Origin of the sequence: Spirillospora sp. CA-128828 (genome assembly GCF_050945415.1) — a bacterium.
Taxonomy (GTDB): Bacteria; Actinomycetota; Actinomycetes; order Streptosporangiales; family Streptosporangiaceae; genus Spirillospora.
This window is the reverse complement of record NZ_CP191986.1, coordinates 4,510,667-4,527,228: the sequence shown is the minus strand read 5'-3', so window position 1 is coordinate 4,527,228 and position 16,562 is coordinate 4,510,667. Positions and strand designations below refer to the sequence as shown.

Genomic DNA, 16,562 nt, shown 5'->3' with positions numbered 1-16,562 from the left:
CCTCTTTCGACGATGCGTCCAATGACTTCAGCCTCTCACGGGGAGCGAGTGCCACCAAATGGTCATTCCCCGTCAAAGACTCAGCGTTCGGCGGGCCCCGGAGATTCCCCGCCGGCAGTGGCGGGGCATGGACGGAGCAGCAGCTCGACGACCTCCAGGGCCTGGTCGATCTCCGGCCGGTTCCCGCCCAGATAGTGCGCGTACATGAAGGAGTCGGCGACGCGGACGATCGCCTGGGCGAGCGTCCGGGTCGGCAGCGGGACGCGCAGCTCCCCGTGGTCGATCTCGGCCTGGAGCTCCCTGGTGAGCAGCTCCGTGGCGCGGTCCTCGATGGTGCCGGGCATGGTCGCCAGCCTGATGAACAGCCTGGGCTCGCGTTCGGTGAACGCCTTCAGGGGCTCGGCGTCCACGACCGCGCGCATGAACCGGTCGAGGACGGCGAGGATCCGGTCGGCGCCCGCGCCGCCGACGCCCCGGGCCGCGACCCGGTAGGTGCGCTCGGTCATCTCGCCGAGCAGGGTCCCGAGGAGCTGCTCCCGGCTGCCGACCCACCGGTAGAGGGTGGCGCGTCCGACGCCCAGCTCGGCCGCCAGCGCCGACATGTCGATCGGCTCGCCCCGCAGGTAGTGGGCGGACGCGGCGGCGAGCGCCGCGGCGGGCCCGGACGAGCGCGCCGGCGGCCCGGACCGCGGCCGGGCGGGGCCGTCCGGAGGAACGGGGCCGCTCATCCGCACAGCATGTCACAGCCGCCGAAGCGGCCCGCCGCATCGCCCATCGCAATTGCGAGACTACCGGGTGTAATGGAGGGTAGTTGGCAGATGTGAAGGATAAACGTGGGGGCGCCGGACGCAAGGGCCGGCTGCTGATCATCGGTGGGGCGGAGAACCGGACGTGCGGATCCGGGCCGCTCGAGACGTTCGTCGAGCTGTCGGGCGACGAGGACGCGCGGATCGTCGTCATCACGACGGCCACGGAGGTGCCCGAGGAGGTCGCCGACGAGTACACCGCGGTCTTCGGGCGGCTCGGCGTGACCTCGGTCAGGGAACTGCGGCTGCTCGGGCGGGCCGCCGCCGACGACGCGGCGACCCTGCGGGCGCTGGACGCGGCGACGGGCGTGCTGTTCAGCGGCGGCGACCAGTCGCGGATCCGCACCCTCGTCGGCTCGAAGACCAACGACCTGCTGAAACGGCGGCTCGACCAGGAGGGCCTGGTGATCGCCGGAACGAGCGCCGGCGCGACCGCGATGGGGCACTGGATGATCCTCGGCGGCCGCGGCCACGAGGTCGCCGCGTCCAGCGTGAAGGTCGGTCCCGGGCTGGGCCTGCTCGACCACGTGCTGATCGACATGCACTTCAACGAGCGCGGGCGGCTGCCGCGGCTGATGAGCGGGATCGCGCTGGACACCCGGCTGCTGGGCGTCGGCATAGACGAGGACACGGCGATCGTGGTGGGCGACGGCCAGTTCGAGGTCGTCGGGACGGGCGTGGTCACGGTCGTGGACGCCGGGCAGTCGACGATCGCCTACGCCGCCTCCGACGACGAGCCGATGGCGATGTTCGACGTCTCATTGCACCTGCTGCCGGCCGGCTGCACGTTCCAGATGAACGACAAGCTCCCGGCGATCGGCAACATGCGCGGGCCGGAGGAGGAGTAGCCGTGCGGCTCGATCACGTCCGCCGCCTGAGCGGCCCGAACGTCTACCTGCCCCGTCCGGTCGCGATCGCGCGGCTGGACCTGCAGGGTCTGACCGGTCACGAGACCACCGACCATCCCGGGTTCGCCGAGCGGCTCGTGGACGCGCTGCCCGGCCTGGCGGGGCACCACTGCTCGGCGGGCCGGCCGGGCGGGCTGCTGGACGCGATGGCGCGCGGCACCTACTTCGGCCATGTCACCGAGCACGTCACGCTGGAGCTGTCCGGCCGGATCGGCCGCGAGGTGTTCTTCGGCCGCACCGTGCGCGCCGGCGGCCCGGCCGAGTACGACGTGATCCTGGAGTGCCCGCCCGACGAGCCGTCCGGCAGCCCGGTGGTGGAGCAGCTGATCATGCTCGCGGTGCGGGTCGTGAACGGCGCGCTGGCCGGGCTCGTGCCCGACCCGTCCGGCGAGCTGGCCCGCGTCGCCGCGGTCCACGAGGAGGAGCGGCTGGGGGTGAGCACGGCGGCGCTGGCGCGGGCGGCGCGCGAGCGGGGCGTGCCGGTCCGCCGGGTCGGCGGCCTCAACCTGCTGCGGCTCGGGTACGGCCGGTACCGCCGGACGGTCTGGGCGGCGATGACCGACGCCACCTCGGCGATCGGGATGGAGGTCGCGGGCGACAAGCGGCTCGCGCACCGGGTGCTCGCCGACGCCGGGGTTCCGGTGCCGGAGGGGCGGGTCGCGGCGTCGCCGGCGGAGGCGCTGGAGGCGCTGCGCGACATCGGCGGCGCGGTAGTCGTCAAGCCGCTCTCGGGCCACCAGGGAGAGGGCGTCCACATCGAGCTGACCACGCCGCCGGAGGTCGTGGCCGCGTTCGCGTCGGCCGCCGGGGACGAGGGCGAGGTGCTCGTCGAGTCCTACATCCCCGGCAACGACTACCGGGTGCTGGTGGTCGGCGGCCGGGTCGCCGCGGCGGCGGAGCTGACCGCCGCGTGCGTGACGGGCGACGGGGCGGCCACGGTCGCGGCGCTGGTGGAGCGGGTCAACGCCGACCCGGCGCGCGGGCAGGGCCACGACCGGCCGCTCACCCGGCTCGTCCTCGGCCCGACCGAACTGGCCCTGCTGGCGCGCCAGGGGCACGCCCCCGGGTCGGTGCCCGCCGCCGGGGAGCGGGTGTGGCTGCGCCGCAACGCGAACCTGTCCACCGGCGGCACCAGCCGGGACGTGACCGGGGACGTGCACGCCGAGGTCACCGCGATGTGCGTGCGGACCGCCACGGCCGTCGGCATGGACGTGTGCGGCATCGACCTGCGGCTGCCCGACATCGCGTCGCCGCCGCCCGCCGAGCGGGGCGCCGCCGGGGTCCTGGAGGTCAACGCCGCGCCGGGCCTGCGGATGCACCTGGCCCCGCACGAGGGCGCGGGGCGGGACGTCGCCGGCGACATCGTCGCCCTGATGTATCCGGACGGGACGCCGTCGCGGGTGCCGGTCGTGTCGGTGACGGGCACCAACGGCAAGACCACGACGGTCCGGATGATCGCGCACATGCTGGAGCTGGACGGGCGGCGGACCGGCATGACCAGCACGGAGGGGGTGTACGTCGGCGGGCGGCTCGTCCACGTGTCCGACGCGTCCGGGCCGCGCTCGGCGGAGATGGTGCTCGGCGACCGGTCGGTGGAGGCGGCCGTGCTGGAGACCGCGCGGGGCGGGATCCTCCGGCGCGGCCTCGGCTACGACCGCGCGGACGTCGCGGTCGTCACCAACATCACCCGCGACCATCTCGGCATGGACGACACCGAGTCGCTGGACGACCTGGTCGACATCAAGGCCCTGGTCGCCGAGGAGATCCGGCGCGGCGGCCACCTCGTCCTCAACGCCGAGGACGAGGCGTCGGCCGGGCTCGCCGCCCGGCCGGCGGTCCGGCGCCGCGGACCGGTCCTGCGCTACTTCTCCCTCACCCCGGACGCTCCCGTCCTCGCCGGGCACCTGCGGGACGGCGGCCTGGGCTACTACCTGGAGGACGGCGTGCTGACCGAGGCGCGCGGCGACCGCCGGACCCCGATCCTGCCGGCCGGGGACGTGGCGGGCTCGTTCGGCGGGCACGCCCGCCATGTGATCGCCAACGCGCTGGCCGCGGCCGCCGCCGTCCGTGCGCTCGGCGTGCCCGTCAGCGTGGTGGCGAGCGCGCTGCGCACGTTCGACCCGCACTCGCACAACCCCGGCCGCGGCTGCGTGTACCAGGTCGGAACGAACCCCGTCCTGGTCGACTACGCGCACAATCCGGCGGCGGTCAGCGCGATGAGCGCGTTCGTCGAGCGGCGCTGGGGCGCGGCGGGCGTCGCCGCGGTGACGCTGCCGGGCGACCGGTCCGACGAGCTGGTGGGCGAGACCGCACGGGCGCTGGCGGGCACGTTCGGCCGCGTCGTCGTCTACGAGGACGAGGATCTGCGGGGCCGCCGCTCGGGCGAGATGACCCGGCTGATCGTCCAGGGGCTGCGGGAGGGCCGCCCGGACGTGTGCCATCACCCGGCGGGCGATCTGAAGGGGGCGCTGACGTCGGCGCTGGACATGGCGGGGCCGGGTGAGCCCGTCCTCCTGCTGTACGAGAAGCTGCAGCCGGTGACGGAGCTGCTCGAAACGCTGGGCGCCGAGCCCGCCGGCTAGGCCGCCGGTTCCGCGGCGAGGGGCGGCCGCAGCAGCAGGACGGTGACCGACAGCAGCGCCAGCACGACGATCCCGTCCAGCCAGTAGTGGTTGGCGGTGCCGACGACGACCGCGATCGTGACGACCGGATGCAGCAGCCACAGCCATCGCCACCGCGTCCGGGACGTGACGATGAGCCCGAGCGCGATGACGGCCGCCCAGCCGATGTGCAGGGACGGCATGGCGGCGTACTGGTTGGAGACGGTGTCCGTCTGCGGCGAGCCGTAGACGGCCGGGCCGAACCGGGCGGCGGTGTCGATGAGCCCCGTCGCGGGCAGCATGCGCGGCGGCGCCAGCGGGACGAGCAGGTGCAGGACGAGGGCCGCGGCGGTGATCGCCACGATGACCCGGCGCGTCCACCGGTAGTGGACCGGCCTGCGCAGGTAGATCCAGAGCAGGAACGCCGCGGTCGCGGGGAAGTGCACGTAGGCGTAGTAGCAGTTGGCCGCGTGCACGAGGAGCCCGCTGTGCAGCAGGCCGTGCTGGACGCCGGCCTCCCCCGGCAGGCCGAGGAGCCGTTCGAGGTCCCAGACGCGGTGGGCGTTGTCGAACGCCTCCCGCACCCGCCCGTTCGCCAGCAGCCGCCCGAGCTTGTAGGCGCCGAACAGCACGATGATCAGCACCAGCTCGCGGACGGGCCGCGGCCGTCCGCCGGGACCCGGCCCGCACACGCCGGGCCGGCCGGGGCGCAGGCGTGCCAGTGCCGCGGCCGGCCGGGACGGCTGATCGAGGAGGCTCACTGCGCTGTCCTTCGCGGTTCGGGTCGGGCGCCGGTCAGGACCGGGCCGGGGCGGGCTCGCGCTCGGCGGCGGGCGGTTCGGCGTCGCGGAGCAGATGCCGAAGCCTTTCACCTTCCACGTCGGCGTTGGGAACGACGCGCGCCACCCGCCCGGGCGGCCGCCACGCGGCGCGGCCGGACGTCGGCTCCCCGCGTCTCACTACGTGACACGCCAACGGTAGACCGAAGTTGCCTGGGCGGCAAAATTTCAGGGGCTGCCAATTTACGTGACCTGCGTCTCACACGCCGCGCCGCCGCCCGCCGGGGAAGACCCGCTCTAGGTGATGGGGAGCCCCACGTAGTTCTCGGCGAGGGACGTCCTGGCCGCCTCCGACGCAGCCACATAGTCCAGGTGGGAACGCTGGAGCCGCCGCTCGAAGTCACTCGCGGACGGGTCGGCGTGCAGCAGCGTGGTCATCCAGTAGGAGAAGTGCTCGGCCCGCCAGACGCGCTTCAGGCACGTGCCGGAGTACCCGTCCAGCAGCGTCTCCGAGCCCGTCGCGTACCGCTCGGCGAACGCCCGGGCCAGGATGATCACATCGGACACCGCGAGGTTGAGGCCCTTCGCGCCGGTCGGCGGGACGATGTGCCCGGCGTCCCCGGCGAGGAACAGCCGGTCGTGCCGCATCGGCTCGGCCACGAAGCTGCGCATGGGCGTGATCGACTTGTCGGTGACCGGGCCCTCGTGCAGCTTCCAGCCGTCGTCGGTGGCGAACCGCGTCGCAAGCTCGTCCCAGATGCGGGCGTCCGGCCACGCGGCGATGTCCTCGTCCGGCGACACCTGGAGGTAGAGGCGGCTGACGTGCGGCGAACGCAGGCTGTGCAGGGCGAACCCGCGGTCGTGGTTGGCGTAGATCAGCTCGTCGGTGGACGGCGCGACGTCGGCGAGGATCCCGAGCCAGGCGAACGGGTACTCGCGGTCGAACGTCCGCAGCCCCGGGACCGCCGGGCGGCTGACGCCGTGGAACCCGTCGCAGCCCGCGATGTAGTCGCAGTCGAGAGTGCGCGTCCGCCCTCCGCTGCGGAACGTCACGCTCGGCGCGGACACGTCCAGCCCGACGACCTCGGCCTCGAACCGGACGTCCCCGCCGTCATCAAGCCGCTTGGCGACCAGGTCCTTGACGATCTCGGTCTGCGCGTACACGGTGACGGTCCGGCCGGTCAGGTCGGTCAGCGGGATGCGGTGCCCCGCGCCGCCGAACCGCAGCTCCAGCCCGTGGTGGACGAGCCCCTCCCGGTCGAGCCGCTCGCCCACGCCGCTCTCGCGCAGGACGTCGGTCGTGCCCTGCTCCAGCATCCCGGCCCGCTGCCGATGCTCCACGTAGTCGCGGTCCCGGCTCTCCAGCACCACCGAGTCGATCCCCTGCAGATGGAGCAGATGGGACAGCAGCAGTCCCGCGGGTCCGCCGCCGATGATCGCGACCTGGGTACGCATCGCTCCTCCTCATGGTCGGTTCACCTGGCGATGCTCGCGCGCATCGCCGCAGCTTCAAGCGCCGTTTTTCCGCTCAGCGGAAAAGAGGTCCGGATCGCCGTGCCAGTGCGCCGCCACGTCCCGGGAAAGCGCCCGCACCGCCGTCGTCAGCGGCGGCAGCAGCCGCCGGAGGTCGGCGCTGCGGGTGCCCGTCACCAGCGACATCGACGCGACGACGTCGCCCGACCCGTCCCGCACCGGGGCGCCGACGGACGCCGCGCCGAGCGTCATCTCGTCGCGGGTCACGGCGTAGCCGGAGCGGCGGACCCGCTCGACGCGGCGCCGCAGCTCCGCCGGATCGGTGATGGACCGCGCCGCATACCGGGCCAGCTCACCGGCGAGCACCTTCTCGCGGACCTCCGGCGCCGCGAACGCCAGCAGCACCTGGCCGACGCCGGTGGTGTGCAGCGGCAGCATCGCGCCGACCTGGGTCACGACGGGCACCGACCGCGTGCCGCGCAGCCGCTCGACGATCAGCACGCGGTCCTCGCGGAGCACGCCGAGCTGGACGTTGTCGTGGGTGGCCTCGTACAGGTCCTCCATGTGCGGGAGCGCCAGCTCGCGCAGCCCGGTGACGGCCGGGGCCTGGCTCCCGATCCGCCAGAGCCGGGTGCCGATGCGGTACGTCCCGTCCGGCACCCGCTCCAGGAAGCCACCGCCGACCAGTTCTCCGACCAGGCGGTGGCCGGTCGCGAGCGGCAGCTCGGAGCGGCGGCAGATCTCGCTCAGGTTGAGGCGGACGCCGCCCTGGGCGAAGGCGTTCAGGATGGCCATCACCTTGCCCGCCACGCTGACCGGCCGCGCGCTCTCCGCACTCTCACCTGCCACGTGGCCCTCCACCCGGGCTCGTGCCCGTCACTCCTGCTCGGTGAGTACCCGCTGGGCGACGGCGAACGCGGAGTTCGCGGCGGGCACTCCACAATAGATCGCCGTCTGCAGGAGCACCTCCTTGATCTCCTCGGGCGTCAGCCCGTTGCGGAGCGCCGCGCGGACGTGCATGGCGAGCTCCTCCAGATGGCCGCCGGCGACCATCGCGGTCAGCGTGACGCAGCTGCGGGTCCGGCGGTCCAGGCCGGGGCGGTTCCAGATCTCGCCCCACGCGTACCGGGTGATCATGTCCTGGAAGTCGGCGGTGAAGTCGTCCTTGCGGGCCTCGGCGCGGTCCACGTGCGCGTCGCCGAGCACCTCGCGGCGGGTCTTCATGCCCTGCGCGTGCCGCCGCTCGTCGCTCATGCGCTCGCTCATCGTCCAGGCCCTCTCCAGGTGCGGTCCAGGTGCGCGGTGATCGCCTCGGTGACCGCCTCCGGGCGTTCGGCGTTCGCCAGGTGCCCGGCGCCGTCGATCACCGTCAGGCGGGCGTCCGGGATGCCGGCGGCGAGGAGGCCGGCGTGCCCGTCCGGTGGTGTCGGAGCGTCCTGTGCTCCGGCGATCACCAGGGTCGGCGCCGAGATCGCGCCGAGCCGCGCGGTCGCGTCGAACCCCGCCAGGGCGTCGCAGCAGGCGGCGTAGCCCTCGGCGTCGGTCGCACGGAGCATGTCCACGTACGGTCGGGCGCCCGTGAAGGACGGCGTGAACCAGCGTCCCGCCGCCGAGCCGGCCACCGGCCCGACGCCCTCGCGGCGGACGAGCGCGGCCCGGTCGCGCCAGGACCCCGGGTCGCCGAATCGGGGCGAGGTGCAGCACAGGATCAGGCTTGCGACGCGGCCGGGGGCGCGGAGGGCGAGGGCCGTCCCGACCGCGCCGCCGAGCGACACCCCGGCGTAGGCGGCGCGGCCGACGCCGAGATCGGCCAGCAGGGCGGCGATCCCGCCGGCGAGGTCCTCGATGGTGAACGGGCCGTCCGGGACGGGCGCGCCGCCGTGACCGGGCAGGTCGTAGCGCAGCACGCGCCAGGTGCGGGTCAGCGCGGGCAGCTGCGGCAGCCACAGGTCCATGGACGTGCCGAGCGACGGACCGAGCACGACGACGGGCGCGTCCTCCGGGCCGTCCAGGCGGTACTGCGGCACTGCGGAACGCGGGGGCACGGCGGTCACGCGCGGCTCCTCCGATAGGCGTCGAGGGCCTGGCCGACGAGGACCGCGGCGGCCCCGGTCCCAGGGTCGCCGCCGAGCACGTCCAGCAGCTCGTCGAGGTCGGCCCGCATCAGCTCGGTGGACACCTCCAGGCCGTCCAGCAGCTCGGCGGCCGTCTCCGCGGCGCCGCCGGCCAGCCGGAGGCACTCGCGCAGCGGCTGCCATTCGGCGTGCCACTCCCCCGCCGGCCGCTCGTGCGGCGCGGCCTGCGCGGCGAGGAGCACCTGCACCTGCGCCGGAACCTGCAGCGCGGCGGACCGGATCAGGGTGGACAGCGCCGGGTTGCGCTTGTGCGGTATCGACGACGAGCCGCCCCGGCCGGCGCCCGCGGCCTCGGCGACCTCGCCGACCTCGCTCTGCGAGAGCAGCCACACATCGGTGGCGATCTTGCCGAGGGCGCCGGTGACCAGCGCCAGCGCCGCGCCGAGGTCGGCGACCGGGGTGCGGCGGGTGTGCCACGGCAGGACGGGGCAGACCAGGCCCGTCTCCTCCGCGTAGGCCGCGACCAGGTCGAGCGCCTGGTCCCCGAAGGCGTCCAGCGTCCCGGCCGGGCCGCCGAGCTGGACGGGCAGCGGCACCGCGGCGAGCCGCTCGCGGGCCTCCAGGCAGCCCAGCAGCCAGTTCGCGGCCTTGGCTCCGAACGTCGTGGGCAGCGCCTGCCGGCCGAGGGTCCGGGCCGCCATCGGGGTGTCGCGGTACCGTGCCGCGAGCCCGGCCAGCGCGTCCAGCGCCCGGTCGAGATGGGCGAGGACGACGCGCCTGGCCCGGGCCGCGACGAGCATGGCGCCGGTGTCGGCGATGTCCTGGCTGGTGGCGCCCTTGTGGACGTGCCCGCCCGCGCTCCCGGCCAGCCCGCGCAGATCGGCGACCAGCGGGACGACGGGGTTGCCGGCGCCACGCGCCCGGCGGGCGACGCCGGCGAGGTCGACGCGGCCCGCGTCGGCGGCGTCGGTGATCGCCTCGGCCGCGTCCGCGGGGACGATCCCGAGCCGGGCCTGCGCGCGGGCGAGCGCCGCCTCCGCGTCCAGCATGGCGGTCAGGTAGGCGAGGTCGCTCGTGACGGCCTCCGCCTCCGTCCCCGCGCGGACGGGGGACAGCAGTCCCACGTCCGGCGACGCCGGCAGGCCGCGCTCGTCAGAAACCAAGGAAGACCGTCTCCCGCTCCCCTTGCAGGTGGATGTCGAAACGGTACTCCCGGTCCCCCGCGCGCTCGGCGATCAGGGTCGCGCGCCGCCCGTCCGGGACGACGCCGAGCAGCGGGTCGCCCGCGTGGGCGGCCTCGTCCTCGGGGAAGTACAGCCGGGTGAAGACGGGCTTGAGCAGGCCGCGGGCGAACACCAGGACGGCGATGTAGGGTGCGCCGTCGCCGACGGCGCCCGGCTTGACGGTGCTGAACCGGTAGCCGCCGTCGGCGTCGGTGCCGCACCGGCCGAAGCCGGAGAACCCGTGCCCGGCGCGCACGATGCCGCCGGGACGCCGCGGGATCTCGCCGTTCCCGTCGGCCTGCCAGATCTCCAGCAGCGCGTCCGGCACCGGCTCGCCCGCGCCGTCGAGGACCCGCCCGCACACCGCGATCGCGTCGGGGCGCCAGGGCGGCACGACCTCCGGGCCGGCCTCGTACGGCAGCGCGTACCCGAAGAACGGGCCGACCGTCTGGGACGGGGTGGCGGCAGAAGGCGTGCTCATCAGGCCCTACCTTTCTGGGGGCGACCCCCAGACCCCCGGATCCGGAGGCCCGACGATCCTCGCTTCGCTGCGGTCATCAGGCCTCCATCGGGGTGTCGCCGAGCACGATGTCCCACTGGTAGCCGAGCGCCCACTCCGGCCGGGTGGTGTCCATGTCGAAGCGGGAGACCAGCTTTTCCCGGTCCTTCTCGTCCGGGATCGACTGGAAGATCGGGTCGTGGGCGAACAGCGGGTCGCCGGGCAAGTACATCTGGGTGACGAGCCGCTGGGTGAACGCGGTGCCGAACACCGAGAAGTGGATGTGCGCGGGCCGCCAGGCGTTGTGGTGGTTGCCCCACGGGTAGGCGCCGGGCTTGACCGTGACGAACCGGTAGCGGCCGTCGTCGTCGGTGAGGCAGCGCCCCGCCCCGGTGAAGTTCGGGTCGAGCGGCGCCGGGTGGATGTCGCCGAGGTGCCGGTACCGGCCGGCGGCGTTGGCCTGCCAGACCTCCACCAGCGCGGCCCGCACCGGACGGCCCGCGCCGTCGAGCACGCGGCCGGTCACGATGATCCGCTCGCCGAGCGGCTCCCCGGCGTGCTGGACCGTGAGGTCCTCGTCCAGCCGGCCGAGCTCCTGGTGCCCGAATACCGGCGAGGTCAGCTCGACGCTGTCCGGGCCGAGCTTCGGCATGATCAGGTCCTGCGAGGGGGCGCGGAGCACGGTGCTCTTGTATCCCGGGTACAGGTACGGGGGGTGCGTCATGCGCTCTTCCCTTCTGCCGCCGCGTCCATGGGCCCGGTATCGGGGCGCTCGTCCGGGCGCTCGGTCAGCCGCGGCCCGGTCGCCGCGCGGATCCGCTCGGCGGTGACGCCGGGGGCCGTCTCGGCGAGCACGAGGCCGTCCTCGGTGACGTCCACGACGCCGAGGTCGGTGATGATCCGGTCGACGCACGCCTTGCCGGTGAGCGGCAGCGTGCACTCGTCCACGATCTTCGGTTCGCCGTCGCGGGTGGTGTGGCTCATCACCACGATCAGCTTGCGGGCGCCGTGCACGAGGTCCATCGCGCCGCCCATCCCCTTGATCATCTTGCCGGGGACGGACCAGTTGGCGAGGTCGCCGCGCGCGGAGACCTGCATGGCTCCGAGGACGGCGATGTCGATGTGGCCGCCGCGGATCATGCCGAACGACAGCGACGAGTCGAAGTAGGCGGCGCCGGGCAGGACGGTCACCGTCTCCTTGCCCGCGTTGATCAGGTCGGGGTCGATCTCGTCCTCGGTGGGATAGGGGCCGACGCCGAGGACGCCGTTCTCGGCGTGCAGGGTGACGTGGCGTCCCTCGGGCATGAAGCCGGGGATCAGCGTCGGCAGCCCGATGCCGAGGTTGACGTAGGCGCCGTCGGGCAGCTCGGCCGCGGCGCGGGCGGCGATCTCGTTCCTGGACCAGGGCATCAGGCGTCGCCTCCCCCGTCGCCGGTGTCGCTGCGCAGCGTGCGCAGCTCGATGGGCTTGTCGGCGGCCTGCCCGGGGGTCAGCTCCACCACGTGCTGGACGAACACCCCCGGCAGGTGCACGGCGTCGGGGTCGATCTCGCCGGGTTCAGCGAGCCGCTCGACCTCGGCGAGGGTGACCCGGCCGGCCATCGCGGCGAGCGGGTTGAAGTTGCGGGCGGCCTTGTCGAACACCAGGTTGCCGTGCCTGTCGCCGATCGCCGCGCGGACGAGCGCGAAGTCGGTGGTGATGCTCTCCTCCAGGACGTACTCCCGCCCGCCGAACTCGCGGACCTCCTTGGCGGGCGAGGCGACGGCGACCGTGCCGTCGGGCGCGTACCGCCACGGCAGCCCGCCGTCGGCGACCATCGTGCCGACGCCGGCAGGGGTGAAGAACGCCGGGATCCCGGCGCCGCCCGCGCGGAGCCGCTCGGCGAGCGTGCCCTGCGGCATCAGCTCGACCTCGATCTCGCCGGCGAGGTACTGCCGCGCGAACTCCTTGTTCGCGCCGACGTAGGAGCCCCTGGCGCGGGCGATGCGGCCCGCCGCGAGCAGCTGCCCGAGCCCCCGGCCGTCCAGCCCGCAGTTGTTCGAGACGACCGTCAGATCCGTCGCGCCCCGCTCGTACAGGGCGGAGATGAGGACCGTGGGCACGCCGCAGAGCCCGAACCCGCCGACGGCCAGCGACGCGCCGTCACCGATGCCGGCGACGGCGTCCGCCGCCGAGGCCACGACCTTGTCCATACGCCTCCCATTCCCGCTGTGCGGACGGCACCCGCGCCGGCGCCGCCGGCTACCACACTCGCAGCCGCCGCCGCGCGTGTCGCAGCCGGGTTTCCGCCCAGTGGAAGGCCGGGGGCGTGATCAGAGCCGCTCGGCCAGCCCGAACAGCGGGAACAGGCTGGTGTCGAAGAACACCGAGACGTGCGCGACGCCGTCCCCCGTGACGCTCAGGACCTGCAGCTGGTAGGCACTGTGAACGCCGTCCTCGTCGCGCTTGTAGAGGCCGAACGCCGGCTGCCCGTTCGCGGCCGCCGGAACCATCCGGATGTCGCCGGGGGCCGGCCGGCACTGGGCGATGATGAGGCGTACCACGTGGTCGGGGCCGACGAACCACTGGGGGAACGGCGGCATTTCCCAGACGACGTCCTTCTTGAACAGCTCGATCAGCCCGGTGATGTCGGCGTCCTCGAACGCCTTGGCGTAGCGTTCGAGAAGATCGCGCTGGGCGGGGTCCGTCGGCTCGACCAGCTGGTCCCGCATCGGGGCGTCCTGCTCCAGTTGCGCCCGCGCCCGCTGCAGCGCGCTGTTGACGGCGGCGGTGGAGGTGTCGAGCAGCTCGGCGACCTCGGCGGCCCGCCATTTCAGCACGTCCCGCAGGATCAGCACGACCCGCTGCTTGGCGGGCAGGTGCTGCAGTGCGGCGACGAACGCCAGCCGGGTGCTCTCCCTGGCGGCGACGATCGTGGCCGGGTCGGCGGAGTCCGCGCCGAGGACCGTGTCGGGGGCGGGCTCCAGCCACGGGACCTCGTCCGAGGCCACGACGGGCCGCTCCGGCTCGTCGCTCGGCGCGCCCAGCCCCGACGGCATGGGCCGCCTGCCGCGCTGGTCGATCGCGGTCAGGCACACGTTGGTGGCGATCCGGTACAGCCACGTCCGGAGGGAGGAGCGCCCCTCGAAGTCGCCGTACGAGCGCCACGCCCGCAGGTAGGTCTCCTGCACCAGGTCCTCGGCGTCGTGGATCGAACCGAGCATCCGGTAGCAGTGCGCCAGCAGCTCCCGCCGGTACGGGTCGGCGAGTTGCTGGAAGTCACGGTCTGTTTCTATGGTGCTGTTCGCCATGGTGGTCGTCACCTTTGCTCGGCGGCATCGCTCGGACGGCGCGGGCGGCGGGCCCCGTCGCCCCCGACCGTAGGCGAGCCCACCGACAGAACACGTGCAACGCCTCCGATGTTACGCCCCGGGCCCTGGCCGGGCCGCGATTCCGGCGGCCGGCGGGGGCCGTCAGAACTCGAAGCCGCCGGGGCGGCCGTTGCGGTCGGCGATCAGGCCGGCCAGGGTCGCGATGGCGATCTCCGCCGGGGTCCTGGAGCCGATGTTCAGGCCGATCGGGCGGTGCACCCGGGCGATGTCGGCGGCGGGGACGCCGAGCTCGGTGAGCGCCGGGATGTGCGGGGCGGGATGGCGCGGGTTGCCCATGACGCCGACCCACCGCACGGGCTGCGTCAGCACGTCCCGCAGGACGGGCCCGAGCTCGCGGCGGTGGTGGTCGGTCACCACGACGTCGGCGGTGGCGTCGAGCGGCGGAAGGTCGGTGACGCCCGCGCGGTCCTTGTCGGGATCGACGAGGAACGTCCGGTAGCCCAGGTCGGCGGCGTAGCGCAGGAGGTGGTCGGCGACGGCGCCGGCGAACACCGCGACCATCGTCCGCTCCCCCTCGGCGGGCTGGACGTCGCCGTGCGCGACGGCGCAGGACGGGTCGGTCTCGTGCGGTGCGGCCATACCTGAAGTGTGCCCCGGGCGGCGCCGGGCGGTCCAGCGGCCACGCCCTCGCCGGAAAACGGTGTTTCCGGAACGTGGAACTCTTGCGCCGGAACGGGTATGCCTTCTGTCTAGACTGCTGTCACCCGGCGGCCACAGGAGGGACCGTGATCGCGAGACCGGAGGGCGGCCCCCGTGTCGTGGTGGGGGTGGACGACTCCGCGGGGGCGCGCTGCGCGCTCTCCTGGGCGATCGGCGAGGCGCGGTTGCGCGGACTGCCGCTGCTGGTCGCACACGCCGCGCCGCTGCCGCCGCACGTGTCGGCGGCCGGCCAGCTCGGCTGCGGCATCACCGAGGCGCTGCGCGGCTCGGGCGCCGAGCTCATCGCCCGGCTGCTGTCGGAGGTGTGCGACGGCCCGCCGGGCGGCGTGGACATGACCGCGCTGGCGCTCGTCGGCGAGCCCGGCGCGACGCTGGTGCGGCTGGCGGGCGACGACGACATCCTGGTCGTCGGGCACGGGACGCGCGGCCCGTTCTCACGGCTGCTGAGGCCGTCGGTGCGGCTGCACTGCGCCCGGCGGGCCCGCGCGACGCTGGTCTGCGTCCGCACGCCCGCGTTCGACACCCTGCTCGAAAGCCTGACGGTGAGCGACGAGTCGCCCGAGCAGGCCACCGACTCGCGGTTCCGCCGGCTGGGCCGCCGCCTGCGCCTGCCACTCTGAGAGTCCCCCGCCGCGACCACGGCGCGCATAGGCTCTCTTCATGCGCAAGTACGTCATCATCGGCCCCGTCGGCAGCGGCAAGGGGACGCAGTCGGGACTGCTCGCGCGGGATCTCGACATCGTGCACATCAGCGTCGGGGACATCTTCCGCTGGCACGTCAAGAACCACACCAAGGTCGGCGCGCAGGTGCGGCGCATCATGGCGGCCGGTGAGCTGGTCGGGGACGACCTGGCGGAGAGCGTCGTCCGGCAGAGGCTCGACCAGCACGACTGGAACTACGGGTTCGTCGTCGACGGGTTCCCGCGCAGCCGAAGGCAGACGGAGTTCTTCCTGGAGAGCTACGACATCGACGGCGTGATCCACCTGGACCTGCCGGACGAGGAGGTCCGGCGCCGGGTCCTGGCCCGCCGGCTCTGCGCCGGGTGCGGGATGGACTACAACCTGATCGCCGACCGCCCGACGCAGGACGGGCGCTGCGACGTGTGCGGAGGCGAGCTCGTGTCCCGCGAGGACGACACCGAGGAGGCGCTCGCCGGGCGGATGCGCGACTACCATGACAGGACCGACCCGATCCTGGAGCTGTTCGGCCGCAAGGAGTACGTGGTCACGGTGGACGCGCGGCCGGGCATCGACGAGGTGCAGCGGACGCTCCGGGAGAGGCTCGGCCTGCCGATGCCGCGATGACCTCCCCCGTCGTCGAGCTGGCGGACGACCGCGCGGCACGCCGGGGCCTGCGGCTTTTCCTGAAGCGCGACGATCTGATCCATCCGGAGCTGCCGGGCAACAAGTGGCGCAAGCTCAAGCACAACATCGCCCCCGCGCGCGAGCACGGGACGCTCCTCACCTTCGGCGGCGCCCATTCCAACCACATCCGGGCCACGGCGGCCGCGGGGAAGATCTTCGGATTCGCGACCATCGGGGTGATCCGCGGCGAGGAACACGCACCGCTGAACGACTCGCTCGCGTACGCCGAGCGCATGGGCATGCGCCTCACCTACATGGACCGCACCACCTACCGGCGCAAGCACGAACCCGATGTCGTCGGTGCGCTGCGCGAGCGGTGGGGCGGCTTCTATCTCCTGCCCGAAGGCGGAAGCAACGCGCTCGCCGTGAAGGGCTGCGCGGAACTGGGCGCGGAGGTGCCGGGCTTCGACGTCGTCTGCTGTCCCTGCGGGACGGGCGGGACGCTGGCCGGACTCGCCGCCGGCCTGGCCCCGCATCAGCGCGCCGTCGGGTTCTCCGTGCTGAAGGGCGGCTTCATGGAGGGGGAAGTAGAGCGGCTCCAGCGCGAGGCCTACGGCGAACGCCGGGGGACGTGGCGCGTCGAAGACGGCTTCCACTTCGGCGGCTACGCCAGGAGAACCCCCGGACTGGACGCTTTCATCGACGACTTCACCGGCCGGCACGGGATCGTCCTCGACCGGATCTACACGGCCAAGATGATGTCCGGGGTGTTCGCGCTGGCCGAGCGCGGCGCGTTCCCGGAGGGCGCGCGCATCCTGGCCGTCATCACCGGCTAGCCGGACGGCCCCGCTCGCCGGGCGGGG

Annotated in this window: 19 protein-coding genes; 5 read left to right on the top strand and 14 right to left on the bottom strand. The window is 73.9% G+C overall.

Features of this window, described 5'->3' with window-relative positions; translation table 11 throughout:
* Positions 1 to 80: 80 nt before the first annotated feature.
* Positions 81 to 728 (bottom strand): QsdR family transcriptional regulator, encoded by a 648-nt coding sequence (locus ACQPXG_RS22220; RefSeq protein ID WP_433469620.1) that lies wholly within the window; start codon positions 726 to 728, stop codon positions 81 to 83.
* Between the two features lie 92 nt (positions 729 to 820).
* Here ACQPXG_RS22220 and ACQPXG_RS22215 point away from each other — a divergent pair, with 92 nt between their 5' ends.
* Positions 821 to 1,654, top strand: coding sequence for a cyanophycinase (locus ACQPXG_RS22215; protein WP_433469619.1), 834 nt, complete (start codon positions 821 to 823; stop codon positions 1,652 to 1,654).
* A gap of 2 nt (positions 1,655 to 1,656) precedes the next feature.
* On the top strand, positions 1,657 to 4,296 hold the full coding sequence (gene cphA / locus ACQPXG_RS22210) for a cyanophycin synthetase (protein WP_433469618.1): 2,640 nt from the start codon (positions 1,657 to 1,659) through the stop codon (positions 4,294 to 4,296).
* Here the strand turns inward: cphA and ACQPXG_RS22205 are convergent.
* The 13 genes from ACQPXG_RS22205 to ACQPXG_RS22145 all read right to left on the bottom strand — a co-directional run bounded on the left by ACQPXG_RS22205 (position 4,293) and on the right by ACQPXG_RS22145 (position 14,313).
* Positions 4,293 to 5,075 (bottom strand): phosphatase PAP2 family protein, encoded by a 783-nt coding sequence (locus ACQPXG_RS22205; RefSeq protein ID WP_433469617.1) that lies wholly within the window; start codon positions 5,073 to 5,075, stop codon positions 4,293 to 4,295. The two genes, cphA and ACQPXG_RS22205, sit on opposite strands and share 4 nt — an antisense overlap.
* 34 nt (positions 5,076 to 5,109) lie before the next feature.
* Positions 5,110 to 5,274 (bottom strand): hypothetical protein, encoded by a 165-nt coding sequence (locus ACQPXG_RS22200; RefSeq protein WP_433469616.1) that lies wholly within the window; start codon positions 5,272 to 5,274, stop codon positions 5,110 to 5,112.
* A 116-nt stretch (positions 5,275 to 5,390) separates the two neighbouring features.
* Positions 5,391 to 6,548 carry a 4-hydroxybenzoate 3-monooxygenase gene (locus ACQPXG_RS22195; protein WP_433469615.1) on the bottom strand — a complete coding sequence of 386 codons (1,158 nt, stop codon included), beginning with the start codon at positions 6,546 to 6,548 and terminating at the stop codon, positions 5,391 to 5,393.
* Positions 6,549 to 6,602: 54 nt separating this feature from the next.
* Positions 6,603 to 7,415 (bottom strand): IclR family transcriptional regulator, encoded by an 813-nt coding sequence (locus ACQPXG_RS22190; RefSeq protein ID WP_433469614.1) that lies wholly within the window; start codon positions 7,413 to 7,415, stop codon positions 6,603 to 6,605.
* Between the two features lie 27 nt (positions 7,416 to 7,442).
* Positions 7,443 to 7,832 (bottom strand): 4-carboxymuconolactone decarboxylase, encoded by a 390-nt coding sequence (pcaC, locus tag ACQPXG_RS22185; RefSeq protein ID WP_433469613.1) that lies wholly within the window; start codon positions 7,830 to 7,832, stop codon positions 7,443 to 7,445.
* Positions 7,829 to 8,620, bottom strand: a complete 792-nt coding sequence (gene pcaD, locus ACQPXG_RS22180) for a 3-oxoadipate enol-lactonase (protein WP_433469612.1) — start codon at positions 8,618 to 8,620, stop codon at positions 7,829 to 7,831. The genes pcaC and pcaD overlap by 4 nt, the downstream gene beginning before the upstream one ends.
* Positions 8,617 to 9,804, bottom strand: coding sequence for a 3-carboxy-cis,cis-muconate cycloisomerase (pcaB, locus tag ACQPXG_RS22175; RefSeq protein WP_433469611.1), 1,188 nt, complete (start codon positions 9,802 to 9,804; stop codon positions 8,617 to 8,619). The genes pcaD and pcaB overlap by 4 nt, the downstream gene beginning before the upstream one ends.
* Positions 9,794 to 10,345 carry a protocatechuate 3,4-dioxygenase subunit alpha gene (gene pcaG, locus ACQPXG_RS22170; RefSeq protein WP_433469610.1) on the bottom strand — a complete coding sequence of 184 codons (552 nt, stop codon included), beginning with the start codon at positions 10,343 to 10,345 and terminating at the stop codon, positions 9,794 to 9,796. Before pcaG ends, pcaB begins: the two co-directional genes overlap by 11 nt.
* A gap of 76 nt (positions 10,346 to 10,421) precedes the next feature.
* Positions 10,422 to 11,087 carry a protocatechuate 3,4-dioxygenase subunit beta gene (gene pcaH / locus ACQPXG_RS22165; RefSeq protein WP_433469609.1) on the bottom strand — a complete coding sequence of 222 codons (666 nt, stop codon included), beginning with the start codon at positions 11,085 to 11,087 and terminating at the stop codon, positions 10,422 to 10,424.
* Positions 11,084 to 11,773 (bottom strand): CoA transferase subunit B, encoded by a 690-nt coding sequence (locus ACQPXG_RS22160; RefSeq protein ID WP_433469608.1) that lies wholly within the window; start codon positions 11,771 to 11,773, stop codon positions 11,084 to 11,086. The genes pcaH and ACQPXG_RS22160 overlap by 4 nt, the downstream gene beginning before the upstream one ends.
* On the bottom strand, positions 11,773 to 12,555 hold the full coding sequence (locus ACQPXG_RS22155; protein ID WP_433469607.1) for a CoA transferase subunit A: 783 nt from the start codon (positions 12,553 to 12,555) through the stop codon (positions 11,773 to 11,775). Before ACQPXG_RS22155 ends, ACQPXG_RS22160 begins: the two co-directional genes overlap by 1 nt.
* Before the next feature lie 120 nt (positions 12,556 to 12,675).
* Positions 12,676 to 13,653, bottom strand: coding sequence for a sigma-70 family RNA polymerase sigma factor (locus ACQPXG_RS22150; protein ID WP_433469606.1), 978 nt, complete (start codon positions 13,651 to 13,653; stop codon positions 12,676 to 12,678).
* Between the two features lie 162 nt (positions 13,654 to 13,815).
* On the bottom strand, positions 13,816 to 14,313 hold the full coding sequence (locus ACQPXG_RS22145; protein ID WP_433469605.1) for an XdhC family protein: 498 nt from the start codon (positions 14,311 to 14,313) through the stop codon (positions 13,816 to 13,818).
* Between the two features lie 146 nt (positions 14,314 to 14,459).
* Here ACQPXG_RS22145 and ACQPXG_RS22140 point away from each other — a divergent pair, with 146 nt between their 5' ends.
* Genes ACQPXG_RS22140 through ACQPXG_RS22130 form a run of 3 tightly spaced genes read left to right on the top strand, consistent with a single transcriptional unit; the run spans position 14,460 to position 16,535 of the window.
* Positions 14,460 to 15,014: a universal stress protein gene (locus ACQPXG_RS22140; RefSeq protein WP_433469604.1), complete on the top strand. Its 555-nt coding sequence runs from the start codon at positions 14,460 to 14,462 to the stop codon at positions 15,012 to 15,014.
* Between the two features lie 40 nt (positions 15,015 to 15,054).
* Positions 15,055 to 15,699 (top strand): adenylate kinase family protein, encoded by a 645-nt coding sequence (locus ACQPXG_RS22135; protein ID WP_433469603.1) that lies wholly within the window; start codon positions 15,055 to 15,057, stop codon positions 15,697 to 15,699.
* The gene (locus tag ACQPXG_RS22130; RefSeq protein ID WP_433469602.1) at positions 15,696 to 16,535 is read left to right on the top strand and encodes a 1-aminocyclopropane-1-carboxylate deaminase/D-cysteine desulfhydrase; all 840 of its coding nucleotides are present in this window, start codon (positions 15,696 to 15,698) and stop codon (positions 16,533 to 16,535) included. Before ACQPXG_RS22135 ends, ACQPXG_RS22130 begins: the two co-directional genes overlap by 4 nt.
* Positions 16,536 to 16,562 lie beyond the last annotated feature (27 nt).

What these genes read in the sequence shown, in the direction of transcription:
- ACQPXG_RS22130 (WP_433469602.1), top strand. Translation starts at nt 15,696, where the DNA reads ATGACCTCCCCCGTCGTCGAGCTGGCGGACGACCGCGCGGCACGCCGG.
- ACQPXG_RS22160 (WP_433469608.1), bottom strand. Translation starts at nt 11,773, where the DNA reads ATGCCCTGGTCCAGGAACGAGATCGCCGCCCGCGCCGCGGCCGAGCTG.
- pcaC (WP_433469613.1), bottom strand. Translation starts at nt 7,832, where the DNA reads ATGAGCGAGCGCATGAGCGACGAGCGGCGGCACGCGCAGGGCATGAAG.
- ACQPXG_RS22135 (WP_433469603.1), top strand. Translation starts at nt 15,055, where the DNA reads ATGCGCAAGTACGTCATCATCGGCCCCGTCGGCAGCGGCAAGGGGACG.
- ACQPXG_RS22195 (WP_433469615.1), bottom strand. Translation starts at nt 6,548, where the DNA reads ATGCGTACCCAGGTCGCGATCATCGGCGGCGGACCCGCGGGACTGCTG.
- pcaG (WP_433469610.1), bottom strand. Translation starts at nt 10,345, where the DNA reads ATGAGCACGCCTTCTGCCGCCACCCCGTCCCAGACGGTCGGCCCGTTC.
- ACQPXG_RS22220 (WP_433469620.1), bottom strand. Translation starts at nt 728, where the DNA reads ATGAGCGGCCCCGTTCCTCCGGACGGCCCCGCCCGGCCGCGGTCCGGG.
- ACQPXG_RS22155 (WP_433469607.1), bottom strand. Translation starts at nt 12,555, where the DNA reads ATGGACAAGGTCGTGGCCTCGGCGGCGGACGCCGTCGCCGGCATCGGT.
- ACQPXG_RS22150 (WP_433469606.1), bottom strand. Translation starts at nt 13,653, where the DNA reads ATGGCGAACAGCACCATAGAAACAGACCGTGACTTCCAGCAACTCGCC.
- pcaH (WP_433469609.1), bottom strand. Translation starts at nt 11,087, where the DNA reads ATGACGCACCCCCCGTACCTGTACCCGGGATACAAGAGCACCGTGCTC.
- ACQPXG_RS22145 (WP_433469605.1), bottom strand. Translation starts at nt 14,313, where the DNA reads ATGGCCGCACCGCACGAGACCGACCCGTCCTGCGCCGTCGCGCACGGC.